18 protein-coding genes and 1 pseudogene are annotated in these 19957 nt (G+C 44.4%); 10 read left to right on the top strand and 9 right to left on the bottom strand.

The window, feature by feature from the left end:
- The first annotated feature begins 24 nt into the window (after positions 1–24).
- Complete coding sequence (locus AY605_RS11605) at positions 25–234, top strand: hypothetical protein (RefSeq protein WP_064096547.1); 210 nt, start codon at positions 25–27, stop codon at positions 232–234.
- A gap of 43 nt (positions 235–277) precedes the next feature.
- On the opposite strand, the gene AY605_RS11600 is transcribed toward AY605_RS11605, so the two are convergent.
- Together AY605_RS11600 and AY605_RS11595 are read right to left on the bottom strand one after the other, a co-directional pair.
- Positions 278–724 (bottom strand): universal stress protein, encoded by a 447-nt coding sequence (locus AY605_RS11600; RefSeq protein WP_064096546.1) that lies wholly within the window; start codon positions 722–724, stop codon positions 278–280.
- Positions 725–870: 146 nt separating this feature from the next.
- Positions 871–1314 (bottom strand): universal stress protein, encoded by a 444-nt coding sequence (locus AY605_RS11595; protein ID WP_064096545.1) that lies wholly within the window; start codon positions 1312–1314, stop codon positions 871–873.
- Between the two features lie 267 nt (positions 1315–1581).
- On the opposite strand from AY605_RS11595, the gene AY605_RS11590 reads away from it, so the two are divergent.
- Entirely contained in the window at positions 1582–2568 is a 987-nt protein-coding gene (locus AY605_RS11590; RefSeq protein ID WP_064096544.1) for an alpha/beta hydrolase, read from the top strand.
- 88 nt (positions 2569–2656) lie between these two features.
- A pseudogene (locus AY605_RS11585) lies at positions 2657–3001 on the top strand (SMR family transporter).
- 39 nt (positions 3002–3040) lie between these two features.
- Here AY605_RS11585 and AY605_RS11580 read toward each other — a convergent pair.
- The 4 genes from AY605_RS11580 to AY605_RS11565 all read right to left on the bottom strand — a co-directional run bounded on the left by AY605_RS11580 (position 3041) and on the right by AY605_RS11565 (position 7017).
- Positions 3041–4216: a benzoate/H(+) symporter BenE family transporter gene (locus AY605_RS11580; RefSeq protein WP_064096669.1), complete on the bottom strand. Its 1176-nt coding sequence runs from the start codon at positions 4214–4216 to the stop codon at positions 3041–3043.
- A gap of 108 nt (positions 4217–4324) precedes the next feature.
- On the bottom strand, positions 4325–4984 hold the full coding sequence (gene leuE, locus AY605_RS11575) for a leucine efflux protein LeuE (protein WP_064096543.1): 660 nt from the start codon (positions 4982–4984) through the stop codon (positions 4325–4327).
- A gap of 75 nt (positions 4985–5059) precedes the next feature.
- The gene (gene tal / locus AY605_RS11570) at positions 5060–6037 is read right to left on the bottom strand and encodes a transaldolase (RefSeq protein ID WP_064096542.1); all 978 of its coding nucleotides are present in this window, start codon (positions 6035–6037) and stop codon (positions 5060–5062) included.
- 89 nt (positions 6038–6126) lie between these two features.
- Complete coding sequence (locus AY605_RS11565) at positions 6127–7017, bottom strand: LysR family transcriptional regulator (protein ID WP_064096541.1); 891 nt, start codon at positions 7015–7017, stop codon at positions 6127–6129.
- Between the two features lie 98 nt (positions 7018–7115).
- Between AY605_RS11565 and AY605_RS11560 the strand changes: the two genes are divergently transcribed.
- Together AY605_RS11560 and AY605_RS11555 are read left to right on the top strand one after the other, a co-directional pair.
- Positions 7116–7565 (top strand): AceI family chlorhexidine efflux PACE transporter, encoded by a 450-nt coding sequence (locus AY605_RS11560; RefSeq protein WP_064096540.1) that lies wholly within the window; start codon positions 7116–7118, stop codon positions 7563–7565.
- A 164-nt stretch (positions 7566–7729) separates the two neighbouring features.
- Positions 7730–9919 carry a hypothetical protein gene (locus tag AY605_RS11555; protein ID WP_064096539.1) on the top strand — a complete coding sequence of 730 codons (2190 nt, stop codon included), beginning with the start codon at positions 7730–7732 and terminating at the stop codon, positions 9917–9919.
- Positions 9920–9972: 53 nt separating this feature from the next.
- Here the strand turns inward: AY605_RS11555 and AY605_RS11550 are convergent, their stop codons facing one another.
- Entirely contained in the window at positions 9973–11490 is a 1518-nt protein-coding gene (locus tag AY605_RS11550) for an acetyl-CoA C-acetyltransferase (RefSeq protein ID WP_064096538.1), read from the bottom strand.
- Positions 11491–11730: 240 nt separating this feature from the next.
- Here AY605_RS11550 and AY605_RS11545 point away from each other — a divergent pair, with 240 nt between their 5' ends.
- The 5 genes from AY605_RS11545 to dnaX all read left to right on the top strand — a co-directional run bounded on the left by AY605_RS11545 (position 11731) and on the right by dnaX (position 18247).
- Positions 11731–13122 carry a 3-oxoacyl-ACP reductase gene (locus tag AY605_RS11545; protein WP_064096537.1) on the top strand — a complete coding sequence of 464 codons (1392 nt, stop codon included), beginning with the start codon at positions 11731–11733 and terminating at the stop codon, positions 13120–13122.
- A gap of 157 nt (positions 13123–13279) precedes the next feature.
- Positions 13280–14134: a MaoC family dehydratase gene (locus tag AY605_RS11540; RefSeq protein ID WP_064096536.1), complete on the top strand. Its 855-nt coding sequence runs from the start codon at positions 13280–13282 to the stop codon at positions 14132–14134.
- Between the two features lie 59 nt (positions 14135–14193).
- The gene (locus AY605_RS11535; RefSeq protein WP_081406366.1) at positions 14194–15459 is read left to right on the top strand and encodes a serine hydrolase domain-containing protein; all 1266 of its coding nucleotides are present in this window, start codon (positions 14194–14196) and stop codon (positions 15457–15459) included.
- A 78-nt stretch (positions 15460–15537) separates the two neighbouring features.
- Positions 15538–15981 carry a copper resistance protein NlpE N-terminal domain-containing protein gene (locus tag AY605_RS11530; protein WP_064096534.1) on the top strand — a complete coding sequence of 148 codons (444 nt, stop codon included), beginning with the start codon at positions 15538–15540 and terminating at the stop codon, positions 15979–15981.
- Positions 15982–16114: 133 nt separating this feature from the next.
- Positions 16115–18247 carry a DNA polymerase III subunit gamma/tau gene (gene dnaX, locus AY605_RS11525; RefSeq protein ID WP_064096533.1) on the top strand — a complete coding sequence of 711 codons (2133 nt, stop codon included), beginning with the start codon at positions 16115–16117 and terminating at the stop codon, positions 18245–18247.
- Between the two features lie 8 nt (positions 18248–18255).
- Here dnaX and AY605_RS11520 read toward each other — a convergent pair whose 3' ends face one another.
- Both AY605_RS11520 and AY605_RS11515 read right to left on the bottom strand, forming a co-directional pair.
- Positions 18256–18690, bottom strand: a complete 435-nt coding sequence (locus tag AY605_RS11520) for an acyl-CoA thioesterase (RefSeq protein ID WP_064096532.1) — start codon at positions 18688–18690, stop codon at positions 18256–18258.
- A gap of 41 nt (positions 18691–18731) precedes the next feature.
- Positions 18732–19892 carry an iron-containing alcohol dehydrogenase gene (locus AY605_RS11515; RefSeq protein WP_064096531.1) on the bottom strand — a complete coding sequence of 387 codons (1161 nt, stop codon included), beginning with the start codon at positions 19890–19892 and terminating at the stop codon, positions 18732–18734.
- Positions 19893–19957: the final 65 nt, after the last annotated feature.

The following is a 19957-nucleotide window of genomic DNA, read 5'->3' as shown; positions in this document are numbered from 1 at the left end:
CACTTACTAGAGGTTGTCCAAGATATGTTAGTGAAAATTGAAGATGGTTTTTATTTAAATAGCCAGCATATTATTGCCATACATGTCAGCAAGAATCCTGAAAATGGTTTATTTGAAATTTCTATTCAATATACGCCGCATTCTATTCAGCAGGTCGGAGAATACAAAAAAGTATTTCAAAGCCAACTTGATGCTGAAATTTTCTTAAGTGAACTCAATCAAAAGCTCCGTTAAAAGCCTGCATGACGCAGGCTCTGCTTTGATCAGGTACTATTATTTATTGTCTGACGATGAGTACAGGTATTGGAGAAATTGCCAGAACATTCTGCGCTACGCTGCCGAGCATCAGTTTTTGCAGGCCCTTACGGCCATGTGAGCCCATGATGATGAGATCAGCTGATGATTCATCTGCAGCCTGCATAATGCCTTCTGAGGGTGGCATACCATGCACGACTTTTGTTGTAACCTCTATGCCATCACGAACAAAGTTCAATTTTAGCTCGTTTAAACGATCAAGTGCATTTTGTTCTGCATGCATAAAGTAGTCTGTGACTGCCGGAGCAACTTTGTAGAAATCTACGCCCGTGAAGGGGTCCACTGCAATCACACTGAGCAAAGTAACATGGCTATGAAAAACTTTGGCCAGCTCGAGGGCATGTTCTGCGGCAGCATAGGAAATCGGGGATTCATCGACTGCTACGAGAATATGATCATAGTTATTCATGGTGCTTCCTCATATTTATTATGGTGCTAAGGGCGAATATGGCTTGAATGAATGAATCGCTACAGGATGTCTTGTTTGAACTGCAAAAATAACTGAAAAGATAAATGAATAAGTACTGCGCATCCTGAAGATGCGCAGTAACTGGATTATTTTTTCACGATCAATACCGGGATTTCACTTGCACCCAAAACATCCTGTGCAAAGCTGCCTAGAATCATTTTCTGGAAGCCTTTGCGACCATGAGAACCCATGACAATCAAGTCCGCGTTTACTTCATTGGCGGTTTGCGCAATATGCTCTGCATTGACTAAACCTGTGACTATGCGGGAGTCTGCTTCAATACCTTCAGCGGCTGCGATGGCAGTAGCTTCTTTCAATGCCTTTTTGGCATTAGCATGTGCCTCGACAAAATATTCTTTCATGATAGAAGAGCTGTAATAAAAATCAGCCTCGGTAAAAGGATCTTCTGCAATCAGGCTGATCAGAGAAAGCTGACTACCGAATGCCTTGGCAATTTTGGCAGCATGTCTTACTGCAGAAAAGGAAATTTCTGAACCGTCCACTGGGACTAAAATATGTTGATAGGTCATGGCTTTTCTCCGCAGGTTGTTTAATTTTTGCCTTGGTTTATTGATAGCATAGTGCTGTAACAGGTGCAATTGCAAAAAAGCGGTAAAATTGAAAAAACTCATTAAATTACAAATATTTTTAATGTAAAAGTAATGAAAAAAACAGAGTAAAAAACTCGGGATAGCAGTTTTAATGATTAAAAAAAAGTGGATGAATGGTCCTCGTTTACACAAGGATGGTTTAGACTGCTGTAGCCTGTTTTTAGATCATATATAGAGGAGAAAGTGTTGAGGTTTTTCGCTATTCATCTTTTGCTGATAAGTTCAGTCATCCTCTCCGGCTGCCAGACTGTACAGAACAGTAAAGTTATTGCCAGTGCTTTTAACCTGACCACGGGCTTGCAGCAAAAAGTGATGGATCGTTATGCGCCTGGTGCTGTCATCGTGCAGCAAAATATTATCTATGCGCCGCAGCAAAACTTGTCTCTGGATTTGTATCAGCCACAGAATATTGCCAGTATTGGCCCACGCCCCACCATTGTCTGGATTCATGGGGGAGGCTGGATTTCAGGTTCTAAAGAGCATGCACGGGGATATTTCAAGCTTCTGGCCGCTCAAGGTTATAATGTAGTCTCCGTACAATATCAGTTTGCGCCTAAAGCTACCTATCCTAGCCAGCTACACCAGATCAATCAGGCACTCAAATTTCTAGATACTTATGCGGAAACCTACCATATTGATGCCCAGAACCTATATCTGGCCGGGGATTCTGCCGGAGCCAATCTCGCCAGTCATTATGCCGCACTTTTGACTAATCCCGCATTTGCCGAGGAATCCGGTATTCAGCCTTATCTGCAACCCGGGCAGCTTAAGGGGCTGATTCTGCACTGCGGGATATATGATCTGGAAGCATTTGCCAGCACTGCACCTGAAGAAATGAAAATTGTGGAGTGGGGGGTGTATAACCTGATTCAGGCTTATACGGGTGAGCGCAAGAATGATGCGACATTTTTAAAGCATATTTCTCCGATTCAGTATATTACGCCGTCTTATCCGCCGGTGTTCATCAGTGGAGGCAATAAGGACTTTCTGACCGATACCCAGTCTTTGCCTTTTGTGAAAGCCTTACAGGAGCAGAAGATTCCAGTGACTGCAGTGTTTTATCCGGAATCTAAAGCCTGGCTGATTCATGAATATCAGTTTTTTATGGGCAAGAAAGAAAGTCAGGAAACTTTTATCAAGACACTGGATTTTTTACATCAGCTTTCCCCTTAAAGATGGGATTAAGCAGGATGAATTTCTTATGTCTAGTTTTAGTCAATAGCCCCGACAAATCATTAAAAAATATTCTGGAGTTTAAGAGATGAATCCTGTCTCATGGGCATATTTATTGTTGGCTTTGGCCATCATTGCAGAAGTAACTGGATCTACATTTCTGGTGAAGTCGGAAGGTTTTACCCGATTATGACCTTCTCTAGCTGTGGTCATTTTATTCTGTATTGCGTTTTATTTACTCTCTCAGGTGATTAAAGTAATTCCTTTAGGCATTGCCTATGCGATCTGGGCGGGAGTAGGCATCGTTCTTACGGCAATTGTAGGCTATGTCATATTTAAACAGGCGCTGGATTTGCCAGCTTTTATCGGGATTGCACTGATCATTTCCGGTGTGGTGGTGATTAACCTGTTTTCCCAAACTGCAGGGCATTAAAAAGGCAGACAAAGTAGCTGCCTCATTTTTACAATAAGCTTATGCCATTTGCGGTTTAAGTTTAAATAGCAAATAAACCGTCAAACCAAGTAGCAGTCCCCAGAAAGCTGAACCGATTCCAAAAAACTGGATATTGGATGCACTAAACAGGAAGGTCATCAGTGCCGCTTCACGGTCGTGACTGTCCTGAAAAGCCAGCGCAATATTGTGGCCAATGGTGCCAAACAGGGCAATTCCTGCTAAGACGGTAATCAGAATCCCCGGAAAAGTCATCAGTACACTGGTCAAGGTCGCAGCAAAAAAACCCATCAAAATATAAAACAGGCCGCAGCTCATCCCTGCAATATAACGTTTGGCCGGATCAGGATGCGCTTGGGCATCCAGACTGACTGCCGCACTGATTGCGGCAAGGTTGACACTGAAACAGCCAAAGGGTGCCAACATTGCCTGGGTAATACCCGTCCAGCCTAAAATCGGATTGACCTTGGGTGGATAGCCATAACTTTTAATCACAGCCAAGCCGGGCAGGTATTGCGATGCCAGGTTAATCACCAATAAGGGTAAGGCCAAGCCTAAAAGGGCTTGTAGGCTAAATTCAGGCGTAGTCCAGACCGGCTGGGCAATACTCCAGTTCAGTGCAGGAATAGTGAAATCAATAAAGAAAGGGCATAGGAGGATAGCCATCAAGACAGTAATCACGATGCTATAACGCATACTCAGTTTTTTGGAAACCAGATAAACTGCCAGTACACAAAGTACAAATGGCCAGGACTGTTGCAGACTGCCAAAGACCGAGATGCCAAATTTTAGTAGCACACCTGCCAGCATGGCACTGGTCAAACTTTGTGGAATAAACTGGAAAATTCGCTCGAAAATTCCAAAAAATCCCAGACAGGCAATCAGGATACCTGAAATCAGAAAAGCGCCAATTGCTTCACCCAGACTATAGTGACCGGCAGAAGCAATGACCAGCGCCAGACCGGCAGTCGACCAGGCGGTTGAAATCGGATAGCGATATTTCCAGGAAAGCAGAAACCCGGAAACTCCAATACCTATACCCAGTGCCCATAACCAGGAACTGATTTGTGCAGCATTGGCACCCAGACTTTGCGCAGCTTCAATGACCAGTACGGCAGAAACACTGATACCAATCATGCAGGTAATAAAACCGGCCATGATGGCAGGAAAGGAGAGATCTTGTAAAAGTTTAGGCATCATCCATGACACTATTTCTAAATGCGTTTAAATCATACGCTTTTCATGTATCAAAACAATGCTTTTAACAAATTTAAGAAAGGCGAAAGGGGTTGAAAAACCTGGATTCTAGAATGTTGAGGTCGCCAGTTTAAGACCAAAACCACAAAATAGAATCCCGACCGCCGCGACACAGCTGGCAGTTACTTTATAATTCTGGTTGAAATAGGACGCCAGTTTAACCCCGGAAACAATCAGGATTGAAAGATAGGTCATGCTGATCAATTGCAGGATCACAGCCAGTATCGTGATTGTCAGGGCAGGGTAAGGATAGGCAGGATCGACAAATTGCACAAAAAAAGACAGGTAAAACAGAATTGCTTTGGGATTTAAGATGCTAATGGTAAGTGCGGTACGAAAGGGCTGAATCGATTCTACCGTATCTGAGGTCGTCTTTTTAATCTGTACACGTTGCGATGCCTTTGCCGGAAAGAAAGTCTGATAGGCTGCAATGAGCAGCTTGATACCGAGGTAACTGAGATAGATCGCTCCGATAATTTTCAGGGCGATAAACAGTACCGGAAAGGCATGTAGAAGCGAGGCCGCACCCAGTGCTGTACATGTAATCAGGATCAGGTCGCCTGTATATACCCCCAATGCGCCCTTATAACCTGTTTTAATGCCAAAACGGGAGGCAATCGACATGACATACAGAGAGTTCGGTCCGGGTAGTAACACAATCAACGTAGTTCCAATGATAAAGGTCGTTAGATCTGTGATACCAAACACGAAAAGCTCGCAAGAACAAAAAAGCCGATGCAGCATTATAGCAACATCGGCTTGGAGAAACTGGCTAAATTTTCTTTAAATTTCAGTGGTACTCAGGAAAGTTTCACGTAATAAAGCAGCCAGTTGTTCACGTGCTTTAATGAAACCATCAATGCCGCCTTGCAATAATTCACTGGCCATCGGATCCTGCTTCAATTGTGCATCAAACTCGGCATGGCTGATTGGACTGAGTTCACCTTGAACTTGAATATCTTTGGCTGAGAGTTGCGCCTGCACTTCACGCTGATCATTTTCCAGTTCGGCCAGCAGGTTTGGTGCTACCGTGAGCAGGTCGCAGCCGCTCAAGCCTAAAACCTGATCAATACTGCGGAAGCTGGCGCCCATGATTTCAGTCTGAATACCGTGTGCCTTGTAAAATTCATAAATACGCTTGACCGAAAGTACACCCGGATCTTTTTCAATCGGGTAAGCTTCAACACCTTCAGCTTTTTTGTACCAGTCCAGAATACGGCCGACAAAAGGCGAGATTAAGGTTACTTTTGCATCCGCACAGGCATGGGCCTGGTGCTGGCCAAATAATAAAGTCAGGTTGGTATGAATACCTTCTTCTTCCAGCGCTTTTGCTGCCTGGATACCTTGCCAGGTAGAGGCAATCTTGATCAGGATGCGGTCTGAATCAATTCCATATTGTGCATAAAGTGCCAGCAGTTCTTTGGCTTTGGCAATCGTAGCTTCGGTATTAAAGGAGAGCGAAGCATCGACTTCTGTCGAAACACGGCCTTCAACCAGTTTTAAGATTTCAACCCCGAATTTGACCGTCAAAATATCAATGGTACGTTCGATCAGGGCATTATCCACATAACCTTCTTGCTGGGCCTGCTCAAAAGCAGCTTCAATTAAAGCCTGATTTTCAGGTTGTTTCGCTGCTGCAGTAATCAGCGATGGATTGGTCGTTGCATCCAGAGGGCGAAATTTTTCAATTGCACTTAAATCACTGCTATCTGCCACAATGGTCGTCAAGTTTTTTAATTGGTTTAACGCAGTTAATGTCATTACGATCTAGTTCTATGGTTATTGCTTATGCATTCTTATATATCATAAATAGCCAGTTAACCAAGTAGACTGTCGTTGAATTTCTGTGATTAATGCCCGATTTGACGTTGTTTGCGCAAGTGATCAATCAAAAAATGAGCAGCTGTGCCTAGTCGGGTTTCCCGGCTCCAGACCAGATCAACAAAATATGCAAACTTTGGTGTGAAATCGAGCAGATTTAAAACCTGTAACTGATCTTGCAAATGTGGTTGCTCATTCAGCATCTCGAGTGGCAGAACCCCCCAGCCCAGTCCTTGCTGAATCATGCTGCAAGCCGAGTGATGGTTGTCGGTGCGCCAGTAATTTCTTGAAAAGAGCAGTTCTGGCTTGATGGTGCGATCGCGACTGGCCACCACAATCTGCCTGTTTTGCAAAATCTGTTCATAGCTGACTTGAGCAAACTGACTTAAGGGGTGCTGTTTGGCGACTACAGCGACCAGCACCTCACGCTTTACTTCCACAAACTGTTCACGGGTTTCCAGTTGTTCGCGTTCAAACATCAGGGCCAGCTGTGCTGAACCTTCAAACAGCATACGATGTGCATCTTCCTGAGGTGCACTAAAGACATTGATTTGCAGTGAGGGAAATTCCTGTTCCAGCAACACGATATAATCGGTCCAGCGCGTATGCAGCAATTCTGATACCACCACGATATTCAGTTCAGATTCTTGGCCTGAACTTAAGGCTTGAGCGTGCTGTTTCCACTGGTTCATTTCTACCAGTAATTGCTGGGTTTTCTCATACAGTACCTGTGCCTGCGGGGTCGGTTTAGGTTCACGGCCGGAGCGCTGGAACAGCTCCAGATTCAGGTCAATTTCCAGATTGGCAATCGCCATACTGACTGCTGAAGGTACTTTACCCAGTTGACGCGCAGCCGCAGAGAAAGAACTGGTTTCCATCACGGTTTTGAACATCAGCAGTTGTTCCTGATTAACATTCATAGTTCAATCTTTCATTTTTATTGATGGATTCTAACTCGAATAATCAGGTTTAAAGAAATATAATTTCTAAACTCTCTAATGAATTAAGCTGATTTGATATGTTAATTACCAAAAGAAGACTGATTCATGCCACCTTATATGAAGGTATTCTACTGGTCGTGATCGCTGTCCTGCTAAGTACATTGATGCATATGCCTCTTGAGGTAACAGGCGTTCTCGGGATTGCTATGGCTGTGACTTCAGTACTCTGGAATATGCTGTTTAATCATTATTTTGAAAAGTTTGAAGCGAAACATCGCTTGAAAAGGACTATTAAAGTGCGGATTGCCCATGCAATTGGCTTTGAAGGCGGTTTGATGCTAGCGACTATTCCAATGGTGGCTTATGCCTTACACATGAGTCTGGGTCAAGCTTTTTTGCTGGACTTAGCTTTAACCCTTTGTATCCTCGTATATACCTTTATCTTCCAGTGGATTTATGATCATCTAGAAGCCAGGCTGGGGCTAGAGCCGGATTATCGGAAAATCTCATCATCACATAAGCCATAAAAAATACCACACAGTTCAGACTCCTTTAGGGAAAATGCCAAAGGTGAAATATTCAGCGATGAGGACTTGATCAGGTCCTCATTTTTTATGCTCGAACCCTACTGAAAATTAAGCTATAAGACTCTGATTTTTTATTTTAATTTTTAAAATTATTGGGGAATTTAATGTTGTTTAGGTATACGGTCTTGTCAGTATTCATTGGATTATTGGTCTCTGGATGTGGAGGCGGAGGAAGCGATAGCAGTACCTCACAGCCAACAGGACCAGATTCAGTGATAACACCAGGTACGGGAGAGCAGCTGAGCAAAATTGCAGAGTTTAAGGTTCTGGATATAGGTTCAGAATTAAGCGCAGGAAATTTTGGTCTGACCAGCTGGAATCCTACCGCCATGGTGGTAGAGGGCGATGTTCTTTATATTGCCAACAGTCAGGCAGAATCGAATATTTTACGTTATGACTTAAGACAAAAACGTGCTCTGAGTTCCATAGATCCTATGAAAATTTCGGGTCTTGCCAAAAAATGGGACAGTCTGAATGATCTGGAAATTCATGCAGGGCGTTTATATGTGGCCAACTATGGCTCAAACCGAATTGATATTCTAGATATTAGTGGTGAACAGCCGAGCTTCATTATGGCACTCGGCACAGGTGTATGGTGGGGCGATGCGCTTAATTATGCGCTGGTACATAGCAATGCAGTGACTGCCGATGATCGTTACGTTTATGTGCCTGATATTGAAGGCCGCATTAATGTGTGGCGTCAAAGTGATGTAACGGCGCAAAACCATTTAAAAGCGCGGAAATTTGCACGGCTCAGCTTGCCGGGCTGTGCACGCAACTGTAATGCACGCATGGAAGTCATAGGTGATTATCTGTATACCAGCATGCCGGATGGTATGACCTATGTCCACGATATCAATCAGATTCAGGAAAATGAAAATAATATTGCGCCCATTTTAACAGAAACCCATTTGTCGGCAGTCATGCATCGCCATAACGATGGCTTGGTCTATGTGTCACGGAATGATGGCACTGTAGAAAGTTACAAGGAAAAATCCTTTAATCTTGACTCTATCTTACCCAATAAAAGTATAGATACATTCCGAGATTATATTTTAAAAGGGCAAAATCAGAGCAGTCGACTGGCCAAGGCCAGCGATCTTTATATTTATGGTCAGAATCTATTATACATGGCCAATCAGAAAATTTATATTCTGCCAATGCTGACCCTGCAACAGAATAAATCGACTCAACTCAGTCCACCTGTGATCTTGACCGAATCTCAGGCACGCGAGAGAAGCCGTGTTTTACAGGATGGTGAATCATGGGAAACCTTGACCAATAGCAGCCAGCGTCACGTTTATATGAACCAGATTTTATCGGCAACCCTAAATGGCAACCACCTGCATGTGCAAAGTTACAGTGCTGTGCCTGTACGTGATTTGCAGATTCGTGCCAAGATTAAAAACTCAGAAGACTGGGTGATTCTGGCTAAGCTGGATCATTTGACGCCATTTTCGAAGGCAAATTTTGATCTCAAGTTGACCGATCAATCCCGTTTCCCGTTGCTTGATGGCACAGGTTCGATCCAGCTGGCAGGTTTGAGTCTGACCACGCAAAACCCAAGCAATATTTTTGATCTGAAAATTAGCTCTGAGACTGATGAGCACGTCAAAAAGCTGAACCAGATTAAAGCCAAATGGAAAATTTATTTCGGTAACTATAATGAGCCAAATAAATGGTGCCGTATTACGCCGGTCTATGCCCGGGAATGGGTCATGATGATGACCAACTTGGCCTATATGCTCAGTACTCCAGAATTTGAAACCTTATGGTTTAACCATAAATCTGTCATGGGACACGACTTTTTTGGCAATGATGGTCAGGTAGAAGGACCGAACGGTTTCTTTCAGCCAGAAGATTATGTCCAGATCTATGGAGAAATTCTTAACCGCAATGAAATTAATCTTGGCGTGACGAATATGGGTGGTGGTCTGGGAGGTGGAGCAGTATTAGGAGTAGATACCTGGTTATTCTATGGCCACTACAGATTATCTGGCTATCGTATTATTGCACATGAATTCGGACATCATTGGGGTGGGCATAACAGTGCATGGGCAATGGCAGGACATGGTTTTGAAGCCATGGTGGACTGGCTGAATTTCTATTTCCAGCGCCGTCCTGGCTCAAATCCTTATATGGATCCAAATGTGAATGCTTTCCATTTAACGCCGGACAGTGCGCTTTGTCAGGGGCAGGAGATAAACCAGAATATGGTGAAAGGTGTAGCATCGACTGCACCGTGGAACAAAGTGGATGAATATTTTAAAAATAATCCAATGCCAAATCGCTAAAACATAAAAAAGCCCCTCAAATGAGGGGCTTTTTAATTGGATCGGTCAACGGATTATTTTTCAATAATTGCCGTTACACCTTGACCACCTGCGGCACAGATCGACACCAGTACGCGGCCTGAACCTTTCTGGTTAATCAGTTTTGCTGCTGTCGCAATGATACGACCGCCAGTTGCTGCAAACGGGTGACCAGCAGCAAGTGAAGAGCCTTTTACGTTCAGTTTTGCACGGTCAATTGAACCTAGTGGAGCGTCTAAACCTAAACGCTCCTTACAGAATTTAGGATCTTCCCACGCTTTTAAAGTACATAATACTTGAGATGCAAAAGCTTCATGAATTTCATAATAGTCGAAGTCTTGCAGTTTCAGACCCGCACGCTCAAGCATGCGTGGCACTGCATAAGCAGGCGCCATCAACAGCCCTTCTTTTTTCTCGACAAAGTCAACTGCAGCAGTTTCCTGGAAAGTCAGGTAAGCCAGCACTTCATGACCGTTTGCCTTCGCCCATTCTTCAGAAGCGAGCAGTACACAAGAAGCACCATCTGTTAACGGCGTAGAGTTACCCGCCGTCATGGTACGTGCATCACCTTTACCAAAAGCAGGTTTAAGTTTTGCCAGCTTCTCGACTGAAGAGTCTGGGCGCAGGTTGTTATCACGCTCAAGGCCTAAGAATGGCGTGATCAGGTCATCAAAGAAACCTTCTTCGTACGCTGCAGCCATTTTCTGGTGTGAAGATGCAGCAAGTTCATCCTGTGCTTCACGGGAAATTCCCCATTCCAGTGTGGTAATCGCCTGATGATCACCCATAGACAGACCTGTGCGTGGCTCGCCATTTTTTGGTGCATCCATCAGGTCTTTCACATTAATCTTGGTCAATGCTTTCAGACGGTCTTTTGCAGTTTTCGCGATATTCAGCTCAAGCAGTGCCTTACGTAGGCCATCACCAAAAGCAATCGGTGCATCGGAAGTCGTATCCACACCACCTGCAATGCCCACTTCGATTTGACCTAAAGCAATCTTGTTGGCAACCAGAAATGCTGCCTGCAAACCAGTACCACAGGCCTGCTGAATGTCATAAGCAGGTGTTTCAGCTGCAAGAGCAGTATTTAGGACACATTCACGGGTCATATTGAAATCACGGCTGTGTTTCAGGACTGCACCGGCAACAACTTCCCCTAAGCGTTGACCTTGTAGATTAAAACGCTCAACCAGACCGTTCAGGGCTGCTGTGAACATATCAGTATTGGATGCCGTAAAGTAAGCACCATTTGAACGTGCAAATGGAATGCGGTTACCACCGATGATCGCAACGCGGCGAACTGTATTTTGGCTCATGTTTGGTACCTGTTGAACAGAAGTTTGTGTTATAGATTTTGAATCTTGTTGGCTTGAAGTCGTTTTTTTGGCACGTGTAGCCGTATTGCGTGTACGCGTGGTTTTAGCCGGACTTTTTTCTGCTGTATTAACTGTATCAGTATTTTTAGTGCTACGCTTAGCACGCGTTGATGGTTTTGACACAGTTTCTGTCGCAGGGTTCTCGACTGCTGGATTTTGTTGAGTTGTTTTGCTCATAAGGCTTGACCAGGCAAATAGATCATCTTCTTGGCGCTTACATTAGCACAGAAGAAGATAGGCTGTATTGACTACAATGACATTACAGACTGCGCTCAGGTCAAGTCATCTGCCTATTATCTCAAGTATGATTGGGCAGAATCTGGTGGATCTGTTGAAATATAAGTGTCTGGCATCATATTGAAGTTTAAGGATAACTTTAGATCAACCAAAAATTAATTTGTATGAGAGATAATAAACATGACTGATCAGTACCAAACTTTTGCAAAATCTCCTATTGGTAAATTTGTCATTAAAAATTTGGGTCTGCCATCCCCAACTTCTTTAGACCGTTTTGAGTCTGCTACGCCAGTGGTAAAAGGTGCAGTATTATTGGGCGCAGCACCAGCAAGTCAATTAACGGGTGCTATTGCTCAGGTTCTGGCAAATATTCATGCCAACAGCTATGCAGGCAATAATACTGAGTTGCAACAGGCAGCTGCAGCATCTGGACTGAATCTGGGTGCATTTAACCCGGGCGATAAAGAATCAAAATTCAAGGTCGTTATTTTTGATGCTTCAGGAATCGAAAATTCAGAACAGTTAAAATCACTTTATGATTTCTTTAACCCGATTGCACGTCAGATCCAGAGTTCGGGTCGTGTGGTAATTGTGGGGACTACCCCTGAAACAGCAAAATCGGTGAGCCAGGCGATTGCTCAACGTGCACTGGAAGGTTTCGTGAAATCAGTGGCTAAAGAATTCAAGAAAGGTATCGCAGCAAACCTGATCTATGTCGATGCAGGTGCTGAAGCAAATCTTGAATCTGCATTACGTTTTACGGTTTCGCCACGTTCTGCCTATGTTTCTGGTCAGGTGATCCGTGTTTCACCAGCTGAAAAAGTAGATGTAGACTGGACCAAGCCATTAGCGGGTAAAACTGCGGTTGTGACAGGCGCAAGCCGTGGTATTGGCGAAGCGATTGCCCATGTACTGGCACGTGATGGCGCATATGTCATCTGTCTGGACGTTCCACAACAGCAGGCAGACCTTGACCGCGTAGCCGGTGAGATCGGCGGTTCTACCTTGGCTATTGATATTACAGCTGCAGATGCAGGTGAAAAGATCAAGGCAGCGGCAGCTGAGCATGGCGGCTTAGACATCATTGTGCACAATGCCGGAATTACCCGTGACAAGACCTTGGCCAATATGAAGCCTGAGCTGTGGGATCTGGTGATTAACATCAACCTGTCTGCAATAGAACGCGTGAATGATTATTTAATCTCCCACGATGGTCTAAATGCCAATGGCCGTATTATCTGTGTATCCTCAATTTCTGGGATTGCAGGTAACCTGGGTCAAACCAACTATGCAGCATCTAAAGCCGGTGTGATTGGTGTAGTAAAATTCACAGCACCGACATTAAAAAATGGTATAACCATTAATGCCGTTGCACCAGGCTTTATCGAAACTCAGATGACGGCCGCGATCCCATTTGCGATCCGTGAAGCGGGCCGTCGTATGAATTCGATGAGTCAGGGCGGTCTACCTGTCGATGTTGCAGAAACAATTGCAATGTTTGCCTCTACTGCATCAACAGGTTTAAATGGCAACGTGGTACGTGTATGTGGTCAAAGTCTGTTAGGGGCTTAAAGCATCAAGTCCTTTCTTGCAGTTTAATTAAAGCTCAGGGAGAGGATTTAGGAGAGGGAGATTAGGGGCCTTTTTTTAGCCCTCTCTCTAACTCTCTCCCAAAGGGAGAGATAACTCCACTCATATATAAATGAAAAGAATATTTTAAAGGTTCAGTATGAATACGCGCCATTTTAGTCAACTTCCAAAACCTTATTTAGCCTATCCAAAAGTGATTCAAGGCTTGATTTTTAAAAAGCCGAAAGCTGAAAAAGTTCTACCGCAAGTTGAATATGTGGTGGATTCATTCAAGGTCGATCAGAAACATCTGAAAGCCTATAACGAAGTTTGTGGTTTTAAAAATAATGGGTATATTCCAGCAATCTATCTGACGGTACTTTCACAAAGTCTGCAAATGCACATGATGACTTCAGAAGCATTTCCGTTTCCGATTTTAGGTCTGGTACATATCCGTAATCAGGTCAAGCAATACCGTAAAGTCGGTGTGAATGAGACTTTGACGCTGTCATGTAAGTTTGGCGAATTGCAGCCGCACGATAAAGGCGTTCAGTTTGATTTCATTACTACAGTGAAAGTGGGAGGCGAGGTCGTAGTTGAAGCATTGACGACTTATCTGTCACGTCAAAAGACCAGTGCTAAAGCTGCTGCTAAACCTGTAGAAAGTAAGGCATCAGAATATAAGCTGAACAATGAATGGAACATCTCGGAAAATACTGGTCGTCGTTATGCTATGACTTCAGGTGATTTTAACCTGATCCATATTCATGCAGTCACAGCGAAAGCCTTTGGCTTTAAACAGGCAATTGCACATGGCATGTGGAGCAAGGCCAAAGCACTGGCGAATCTGTCATTGCCAGATGCCTATGAAGCTGATGTCTGGTTCAAGTTGCCGATGTACTTGCCATCTAAAGTTGAGTTCCTGACCGCGCAGGCAGCCAATGATACAGACTTCCTGATTCGAAGCAGTAAAAATCAAAAACCGCACGTCACCGGTCATATCAAAGCAATTTAAATCTGAATCAAAAGCCTAAACCCGATTTAGGCTTTTTCATTTTAAGGGACCAATATTCTATGGATAGAATGATGCAGCCAATTAAAGATTATCTGTTTGCTGATCAGCATAATTATCAGGGCAATGTCGATGAGCGTTTCAGTGACCTTGCCCGTCAGTTTAGCCGTTTGCAGGATGCACGTACCGGACAGGGTGGTGCCGCACTGGTGGTATATTTTGAGGGACAAAAGGTCGTCGATATTTATACCGGTAAAAAATCTTTAACTGAAAACTGGCAACCCGATACCATGTCGCTATGTTATTCCACCGGCAAAGGCGTGCTGGCGACTTTGGCGCATATTCTGGTCAGTCAAGGTTATCTGGATTATGATAGACCGGTTGCAGAATACTGGCCTGAATTTGCACAAAAGGGTAAAGAAAATATTACTCTGGCGCATATGCTCAGTCATCAAAGTGGCCTGTTTGATATCCGTAATATGATTGATGATGCCACTGAAATGGCCGACTGGTCGCATATGCTGGACCGGATTGCGGCAGCGGAACCACGTTTTCGAGTTGCAACAGATGCAGCCTATCAACCGCTGACTTTTGGCTGGCAAGTAGGTGGTGTACTGGAAAAAGCGACGGGTAAAAAACTGGGTGAACTGATGCAGGAATATCTGGTACAGCCACTACAGTTAAATGGCGCTTATTTTAGCGTACCGACGAATGAGTTAGCTCGGGTAGCGCTGCCCATTTTAAAGCCTAAAGCAGCCAAGTCTCAAACACAGACTGCGAAAAAAACTGTGTCAAGGCAGCCCAGCCTGATGGAACGAGCCTTGGTCTGGAGTGGTCAGAGTCCACAGGATTTTCAGGATGGCATGATTCCAAAGGGCATGAAGAACTTTAGTTTCTTTAGTCATGAGGGTCTACAGGCCATTATTCCGTCTGCTAATGGAGTATTTACCGCAGAGAGTCTGGCAAAAATCTATGCCATGCTGGCCAGTCGTGGTGAATGGCAAGGACAGCAACTGATTTCGCAGGAGGTATTCCAGCAACTTAGTCAGGTGCAATATAAAACAAGAGATCGGGTTATGCCTTTACCGATGCACTGGCGCTTGGGTTATCACCGTGTTCTCACTTTAGGAAAAGCCTCTAAAGGTTTTGGTCATATGGGTTTTAATGGCTCTGGTGCCTGGTGCGATCCTGAGCGCGGTTTAAGTTTTGCCTATACACATAACTTTCCTACAGGTTCATTGACCGGAGATTACCGTCTTTGGGGCCTGACGCAGGAAACCTTGCGCTGTGCGGATGCGGTACTGACCGGGCGCAAAGGCTGGCGTTAGATCACCCTGATCCAGGACTTAATCCATCCTTTAAAATGTGCTATTTTGTGGCGAATTCCAGTTCTGTGAAATGAAAGCATGAAGAAAGTGATATTGATTCCTTTGGTGGTAACCGGTGCTTTATTTGGTTGTCAGGATCAAAATCAATCAGTTACAAATACTGTCGCTGAAGCCAAGGTGCAGCTACCCACATGGGTGGGAAACTATCAGGGCACAACGCCATGTATGGGATGCTTTTCAAGTTGTGAAGACTGTCCCGGCATGGCAGTGGCCTTAACTTTAAATGAAGATCAGACCTTTACTTTACAGCGTGAAAGTTTAAGTGGTCATAATGAAATTGAAACGATGAGCGGGCAGATTCGGTTTCAGGATGAATCACAACAAAAGATCGAACTGCTGAATGTCGCTACCCGAAATCTGCTCTATGTCGATCTGAAAAAGCATGTTCTGGAAATTCGTGAAGATCAAACAGGCAAACGCTACCAGATGCAAAGTGACTTTATCCTGTTTGAATCGGTCTAATTTTAAAAAAGCATTTGTTTTATATCCCTTTTTCAATGATTTTGATCAAGGGATTTTTATTCTTTATAAACTGGCATTCATTTCACTATTTCATAAAAAAACAGTATGCTTAGACCTGTAAAAAGGAGCATACATGTATCAAGTACTTGCGCGAAAATACCGTCCTCGTAATTTCAATGAATTGGTGGGGCAAAACCACGTTTCTCGTGCTTTAACCAGCGCGCTCGAACGTAGCCGTTTGCATCATGCCTATTTGTTTACGGGAACGCGTGGTGTCGGAAAAACCACGATTGCACGTATTTTGGCGAAGTGCTTGAACTGTGAGACCGGTATTACCTCAACGCCTTGTGAAGTCTGTGCGACCTGTACCGCAGTCAATGAAGGTCGGTTTATTGATTTAATCGAAATCGATGCAGCATCACGCACCAAGGTAGAAGATACCCGCGAGCTGCTCGACAATGTTCCTTATGCACCGACTCAAGGCCGCTTCAAGGTCTACCTGATCGATGAAGTGCACATGCTGTCCACGCATTCTTTCAATGCGCTGTTAAAGACGCTGGAAGAACCGCCAGAACATGTCAAATTCTTGTTTGCAACCACCGATCCACAAAAACTACCGATTACCGTAATTTCTCGCTGTCTGCAATTTACCTTGCGCCCATTGGCAGTTGATGAAATTACCGAACATCTGGGCCATATTCTTAGCAAAGAAAGCATTCAGTCTGATCAGGATGCCATCTGGCAGATTGCTGAATCTGCGCAAGGTTCATTACGTGATGCCTTGTCGTTGACCGATCAGGCGATTGCCTATGGTCAGGGAGCGATTCAGCATCAGGATGTTAAAGACATGCTAGGGCTGATTGACCGTACCATTATTTATGATCTGATTCTGGCGATTCACCAGAATCAGAAAGCGCAAGTCAGTCAGTTATTGCTACAGTTCCGTCAGCAAGCTCTGGATGTGTCACTGGTGCTCGACCAGCTGATTTCAACCCTACATGAACTGGCTTTATTGCAGTACCTGCCAGATCTGAGCCTGAAATACAGTGCTGAGATCAATCGAAAGATCATGCAATTATCCGGTCTGATTTCTGCTCAGGACCTGCAACTGTATTATCAGATTGCCTGTAAGGGTCGTGCCGATTTACAGCTTGCAGTTACGCAGGAACAAGGCTTTGAAATGACGGTGCTACGCTTACTGGCTTTCCGTCCATTACAACCAAGTGAAATTCCGGTGATGCAGGAGACTGCACCGCAACAGGCAACAACCCATACAACACGCCTACAGCAACCTGTTCAGACACAACTTCAATCTGAATCAGTAGAAACACAATCGTTGGAGGCAGAACCGGTATTTGATGATTTCTCTCTGGATGATGGGACGGATGAGGAGATTGATGTCGCATCAGCGTCTGAGCCTTCTTCGGATGATTTTCTCGATGAAGAAGAGCCAACCAGCATCAATGCACCTGAACCTGTCCAGCCTGTAGCAACTCAAACAGTGATTGAAGAAGTGCGGTCTAGTGATCAAATTGTTTTTGATCCAAATGATGATAAAGGCTTATTTGGTTTTGATGAAATCGAGAGTACGCCAGAAGCACCGGCTACTAGCAACAGTTCGGATGATTTCCTGCTTGAAGATTTTATTCCTGCAGATGCCGTCATTCCTAGTGAGCCAGTACAAGACATCATGTCTGCTGATGAGGAGTTTAGTCTTGCTGCACCGGAAATAGAGCTTTCACAGGAAACAACCGATCAGCCTGTTCTTGAAAATACAGCTCCGGTTCAGCCAGTCGCACAGACAGCTTTGCTGGAAGATATTTCCCAAAATGTAAATACTCAGAATCTGATGCCACAGGATATTTTGAAGATACCTGAGCAAGCGTTGGAAGGCGAGTGGAGCGTAGAAAAATGGGAGTACTGGTTCCGTAACAGCCAGCTTTCTCCGGCAGTACAGGAACTGGCACAGTATGGCATCATGACTGGTCAGATTAATGGCGAATCCGTTTTCCATATTCCTGAACAGTACCAGCAATTGTTAACCCAGTTGCAACATCATCTGGAAGCAGCTTTGCAACAGCAATGGCCGCAAACTAACTTCCAGGTGAAATTTGAAAATGTGGAACAGTTAACGCCGTATACCATGCAGCATCAGCGTAAGGCACGTGCCTTTAAACGTGCCGAAGAATTGTTACATGCTGAACCGGCAGTACACGATCTGTTACAGCAGTTTGACGGTGAACTGCAAAATATCCAGCTGAAATAGGCTGGATTTTAAGTCACAACAAATCGAGATAAAGCATCCCGCATTTCAACTGGAATCGTGGAGCTTTTTCGTGTTTCACGATCAACAAATACATGGACAAAATTGCCTTGTGCAGCAGCTGTATCTGAGTTGCGTTTAAAAATAGCCAGATCATAGCTGAGCGATGAATTTCCCATACTTTCAATGGCCACGCCCACTTCAATAATTTCCGGATAAGACAGTTCCTGATTAAACTGACAGTTGGAGCTGACGACCAGTCCAATCATGGGTGAATATTTTGGGTCAAAAGCAGCTTCCTGAATCAGCAGAGCATTGGCGGCGGTATCAAAATAACTGTAATAAGTGACATTGTTGACATGGCCATACAGATCATTGTCTGCCCACCGGGTTTGAATGGGCAGGAAAAAAGTATAGTGTTCACGCTGTTTGATCGTAGCTTGCATTATTATTAAATCCTCAGCTATTCAGGCAGGTAGAAATTGGTCTAGGCATAGATCGCCTGATAGATCTGATAAGCATCCTCCAGCTTGAGTTCACGTGGATTATTCTGCAACAGCCGGCTTTGTTGCATCGCATCTTCTGCCATGACCTGCAGCATATGTTCTGGAACATTCAACTGATTTAGTTTTAGAGTCAAACTGCTTTGCATCAGATGATTATTAAAATGATCAATAAACAGATCGGTCAGGCCATCATGACAACCTTTACTGCGGGGATCCAGCCAGGTCATTAATTCCGCATAGAGCTGTTTAGCCGCTGGCGCATTAAACTTTAATACTTCAGTTAGTACCAGCGCATTGCTATGCCCGTGTGACAAGTGAAAATGTCCACCAAGCGGATAAGCCAGCGCATGTACGGCAGCGACCGGTGCATTGGCAAAGGCTTGTCCAGCCAGCATGGAACCGACCAGCATATTTTGACGCGCCTCTAAATCATATCCGTCTTGCAGCACACGCGGCAGATTGGCATTCAGTAATCTTAAAGCCTGTTTGGCCAGCATATCCGAATAAGGGTTTTTCTTGTGTTTTGAGGTATAGGCTTCAATGGCATGCACCATGGCATCAATGCCGGTAGCGGCAGTGATCTGTGCCGGAAGATTTTGGGTAAAGGTTGCATCCAGAATGGCAACATCTGCATAGAGAATGGGCGCGACAATGCCAGTTTTGGTCGTTTCACCTGTGGTGACAATCGAAATCGGCGTCACTTCTGAACCTGTTCCGGCAGTGGTCGGTACCAGAATTAAAGCTAAACGCGGTCCGGTAGCATTATCAACGCCATACAGATCTGCCAGCGTCTGATGCTGCTCAGGATGTGCCAGAATCGCGATGAGTTTGGCCACATCCATTGAGCTGCCACCACCAAAGCCCAGCACCACATCAATATTTTCCTGTTTTGCAAAAGCCGCCGCTTCAAGCACCACTGTATCGGGCGGATCGGCCTGAACATCCGAATAAATCACGTAATCCAGTCCGGCAGATTCAATAATATCCAGAAGCGGAAGATGTAATTGCTGCTTCAGCATGCCAGGATCGGTCACCAGCAGTAGACGTTGATAACGGCCATTTTTTAGAATTTTAAATAATTCCTGAATCGTGCCTAGTCCGGCAATGACATTAGGGACGGTTTGAAATTGAAAACGATTCATGGCGATATCCTTAATATTTTTATTGCAAATACGAGATTATTCTATGGTTGTAAGATAGGAATCAG

Origin of the sequence: Acinetobacter sp. SFD (assembly GCF_001647575.1) — a bacterium.
Classification (GTDB): Bacteria; Pseudomonadota; Gammaproteobacteria; order Pseudomonadales; family Moraxellaceae; genus Acinetobacter; species Acinetobacter pecorum.
This window is presented reverse-complemented; position numbering and strand designations above follow the sequence as displayed.

What these genes read in the sequence shown, in the direction of transcription:
- AY605_RS11605 (WP_064096547.1), top strand. Translation starts at nt 25, where the DNA reads ATGTTAGTGAAAATTGAAGATGGTTTTTATTTAAATAGCCAGCATATT.
- AY605_RS11600 (WP_064096546.1), bottom strand. Translation starts at nt 724, where the DNA reads ATGAATAACTATGATCATATTCTCGTAGCAGTCGATGAATCCCCGATT.
- AY605_RS11595 (WP_064096545.1), bottom strand. Translation starts at nt 1,314, where the DNA reads ATGACCTATCAACATATTTTAGTCCCAGTGGACGGTTCAGAAATTTCC.
- AY605_RS11580 (WP_064096669.1), bottom strand. Translation starts at nt 4,216, where the DNA reads ATGCCTAAACTTTTACAAGATCTCTCCTTTCCTGCCATCATGGCCGGT.
- tal (WP_064096542.1), bottom strand. Translation starts at nt 6,037, where the DNA reads ATGACATTAACTGCGTTAAACCAATTAAAAAACTTGACGACCATTGTG.
- AY605_RS11565 (WP_064096541.1), bottom strand. Translation starts at nt 7,017, where the DNA reads ATGAATGTTAATCAGGAACAACTGCTGATGTTCAAAACCGTGATGGAA.
- AY605_RS11560 (WP_064096540.1), top strand. Translation starts at nt 7,116, where the DNA reads ATGTTAATTACCAAAAGAAGACTGATTCATGCCACCTTATATGAAGGT.
- AY605_RS11555 (WP_064096539.1), top strand. Translation starts at nt 7,730, where the DNA reads ATGTTGTTTAGGTATACGGTCTTGTCAGTATTCATTGGATTATTGGTC.
- AY605_RS11550 (WP_064096538.1), bottom strand. Translation starts at nt 11,490, where the DNA reads ATGAGCAAAACAACTCAACAAAATCCAGCAGTCGAGAACCCTGCGACA.
- AY605_RS11545 (WP_064096537.1), top strand. Translation starts at nt 11,731, where the DNA reads ATGACTGATCAGTACCAAACTTTTGCAAAATCTCCTATTGGTAAATTT.
- AY605_RS11540 (WP_064096536.1), top strand. Translation starts at nt 13,280, where the DNA reads ATGAATACGCGCCATTTTAGTCAACTTCCAAAACCTTATTTAGCCTAT.
- AY605_RS11535 (WP_081406366.1), top strand. Translation starts at nt 14,194, where the DNA reads ATGGATAGAATGATGCAGCCAATTAAAGATTATCTGTTTGCTGATCAG.
- AY605_RS11530 (WP_064096534.1), top strand. Translation starts at nt 15,538, where the DNA reads ATGAAGAAAGTGATATTGATTCCTTTGGTGGTAACCGGTGCTTTATTT.
- dnaX (WP_064096533.1), top strand. Translation starts at nt 16,115, where the DNA reads ATGTATCAAGTACTTGCGCGAAAATACCGTCCTCGTAATTTCAATGAA.
- AY605_RS11520 (WP_064096532.1), bottom strand. Translation starts at nt 18,690, where the DNA reads ATGCAAGCTACGATCAAACAGCGTGAACACTATACTTTTTTCCTGCCC.
- AY605_RS11515 (WP_064096531.1), bottom strand. Translation starts at nt 19,892, where the DNA reads ATGAATCGTTTTCAATTTCAAACCGTCCCTAATGTCATTGCCGGACTA.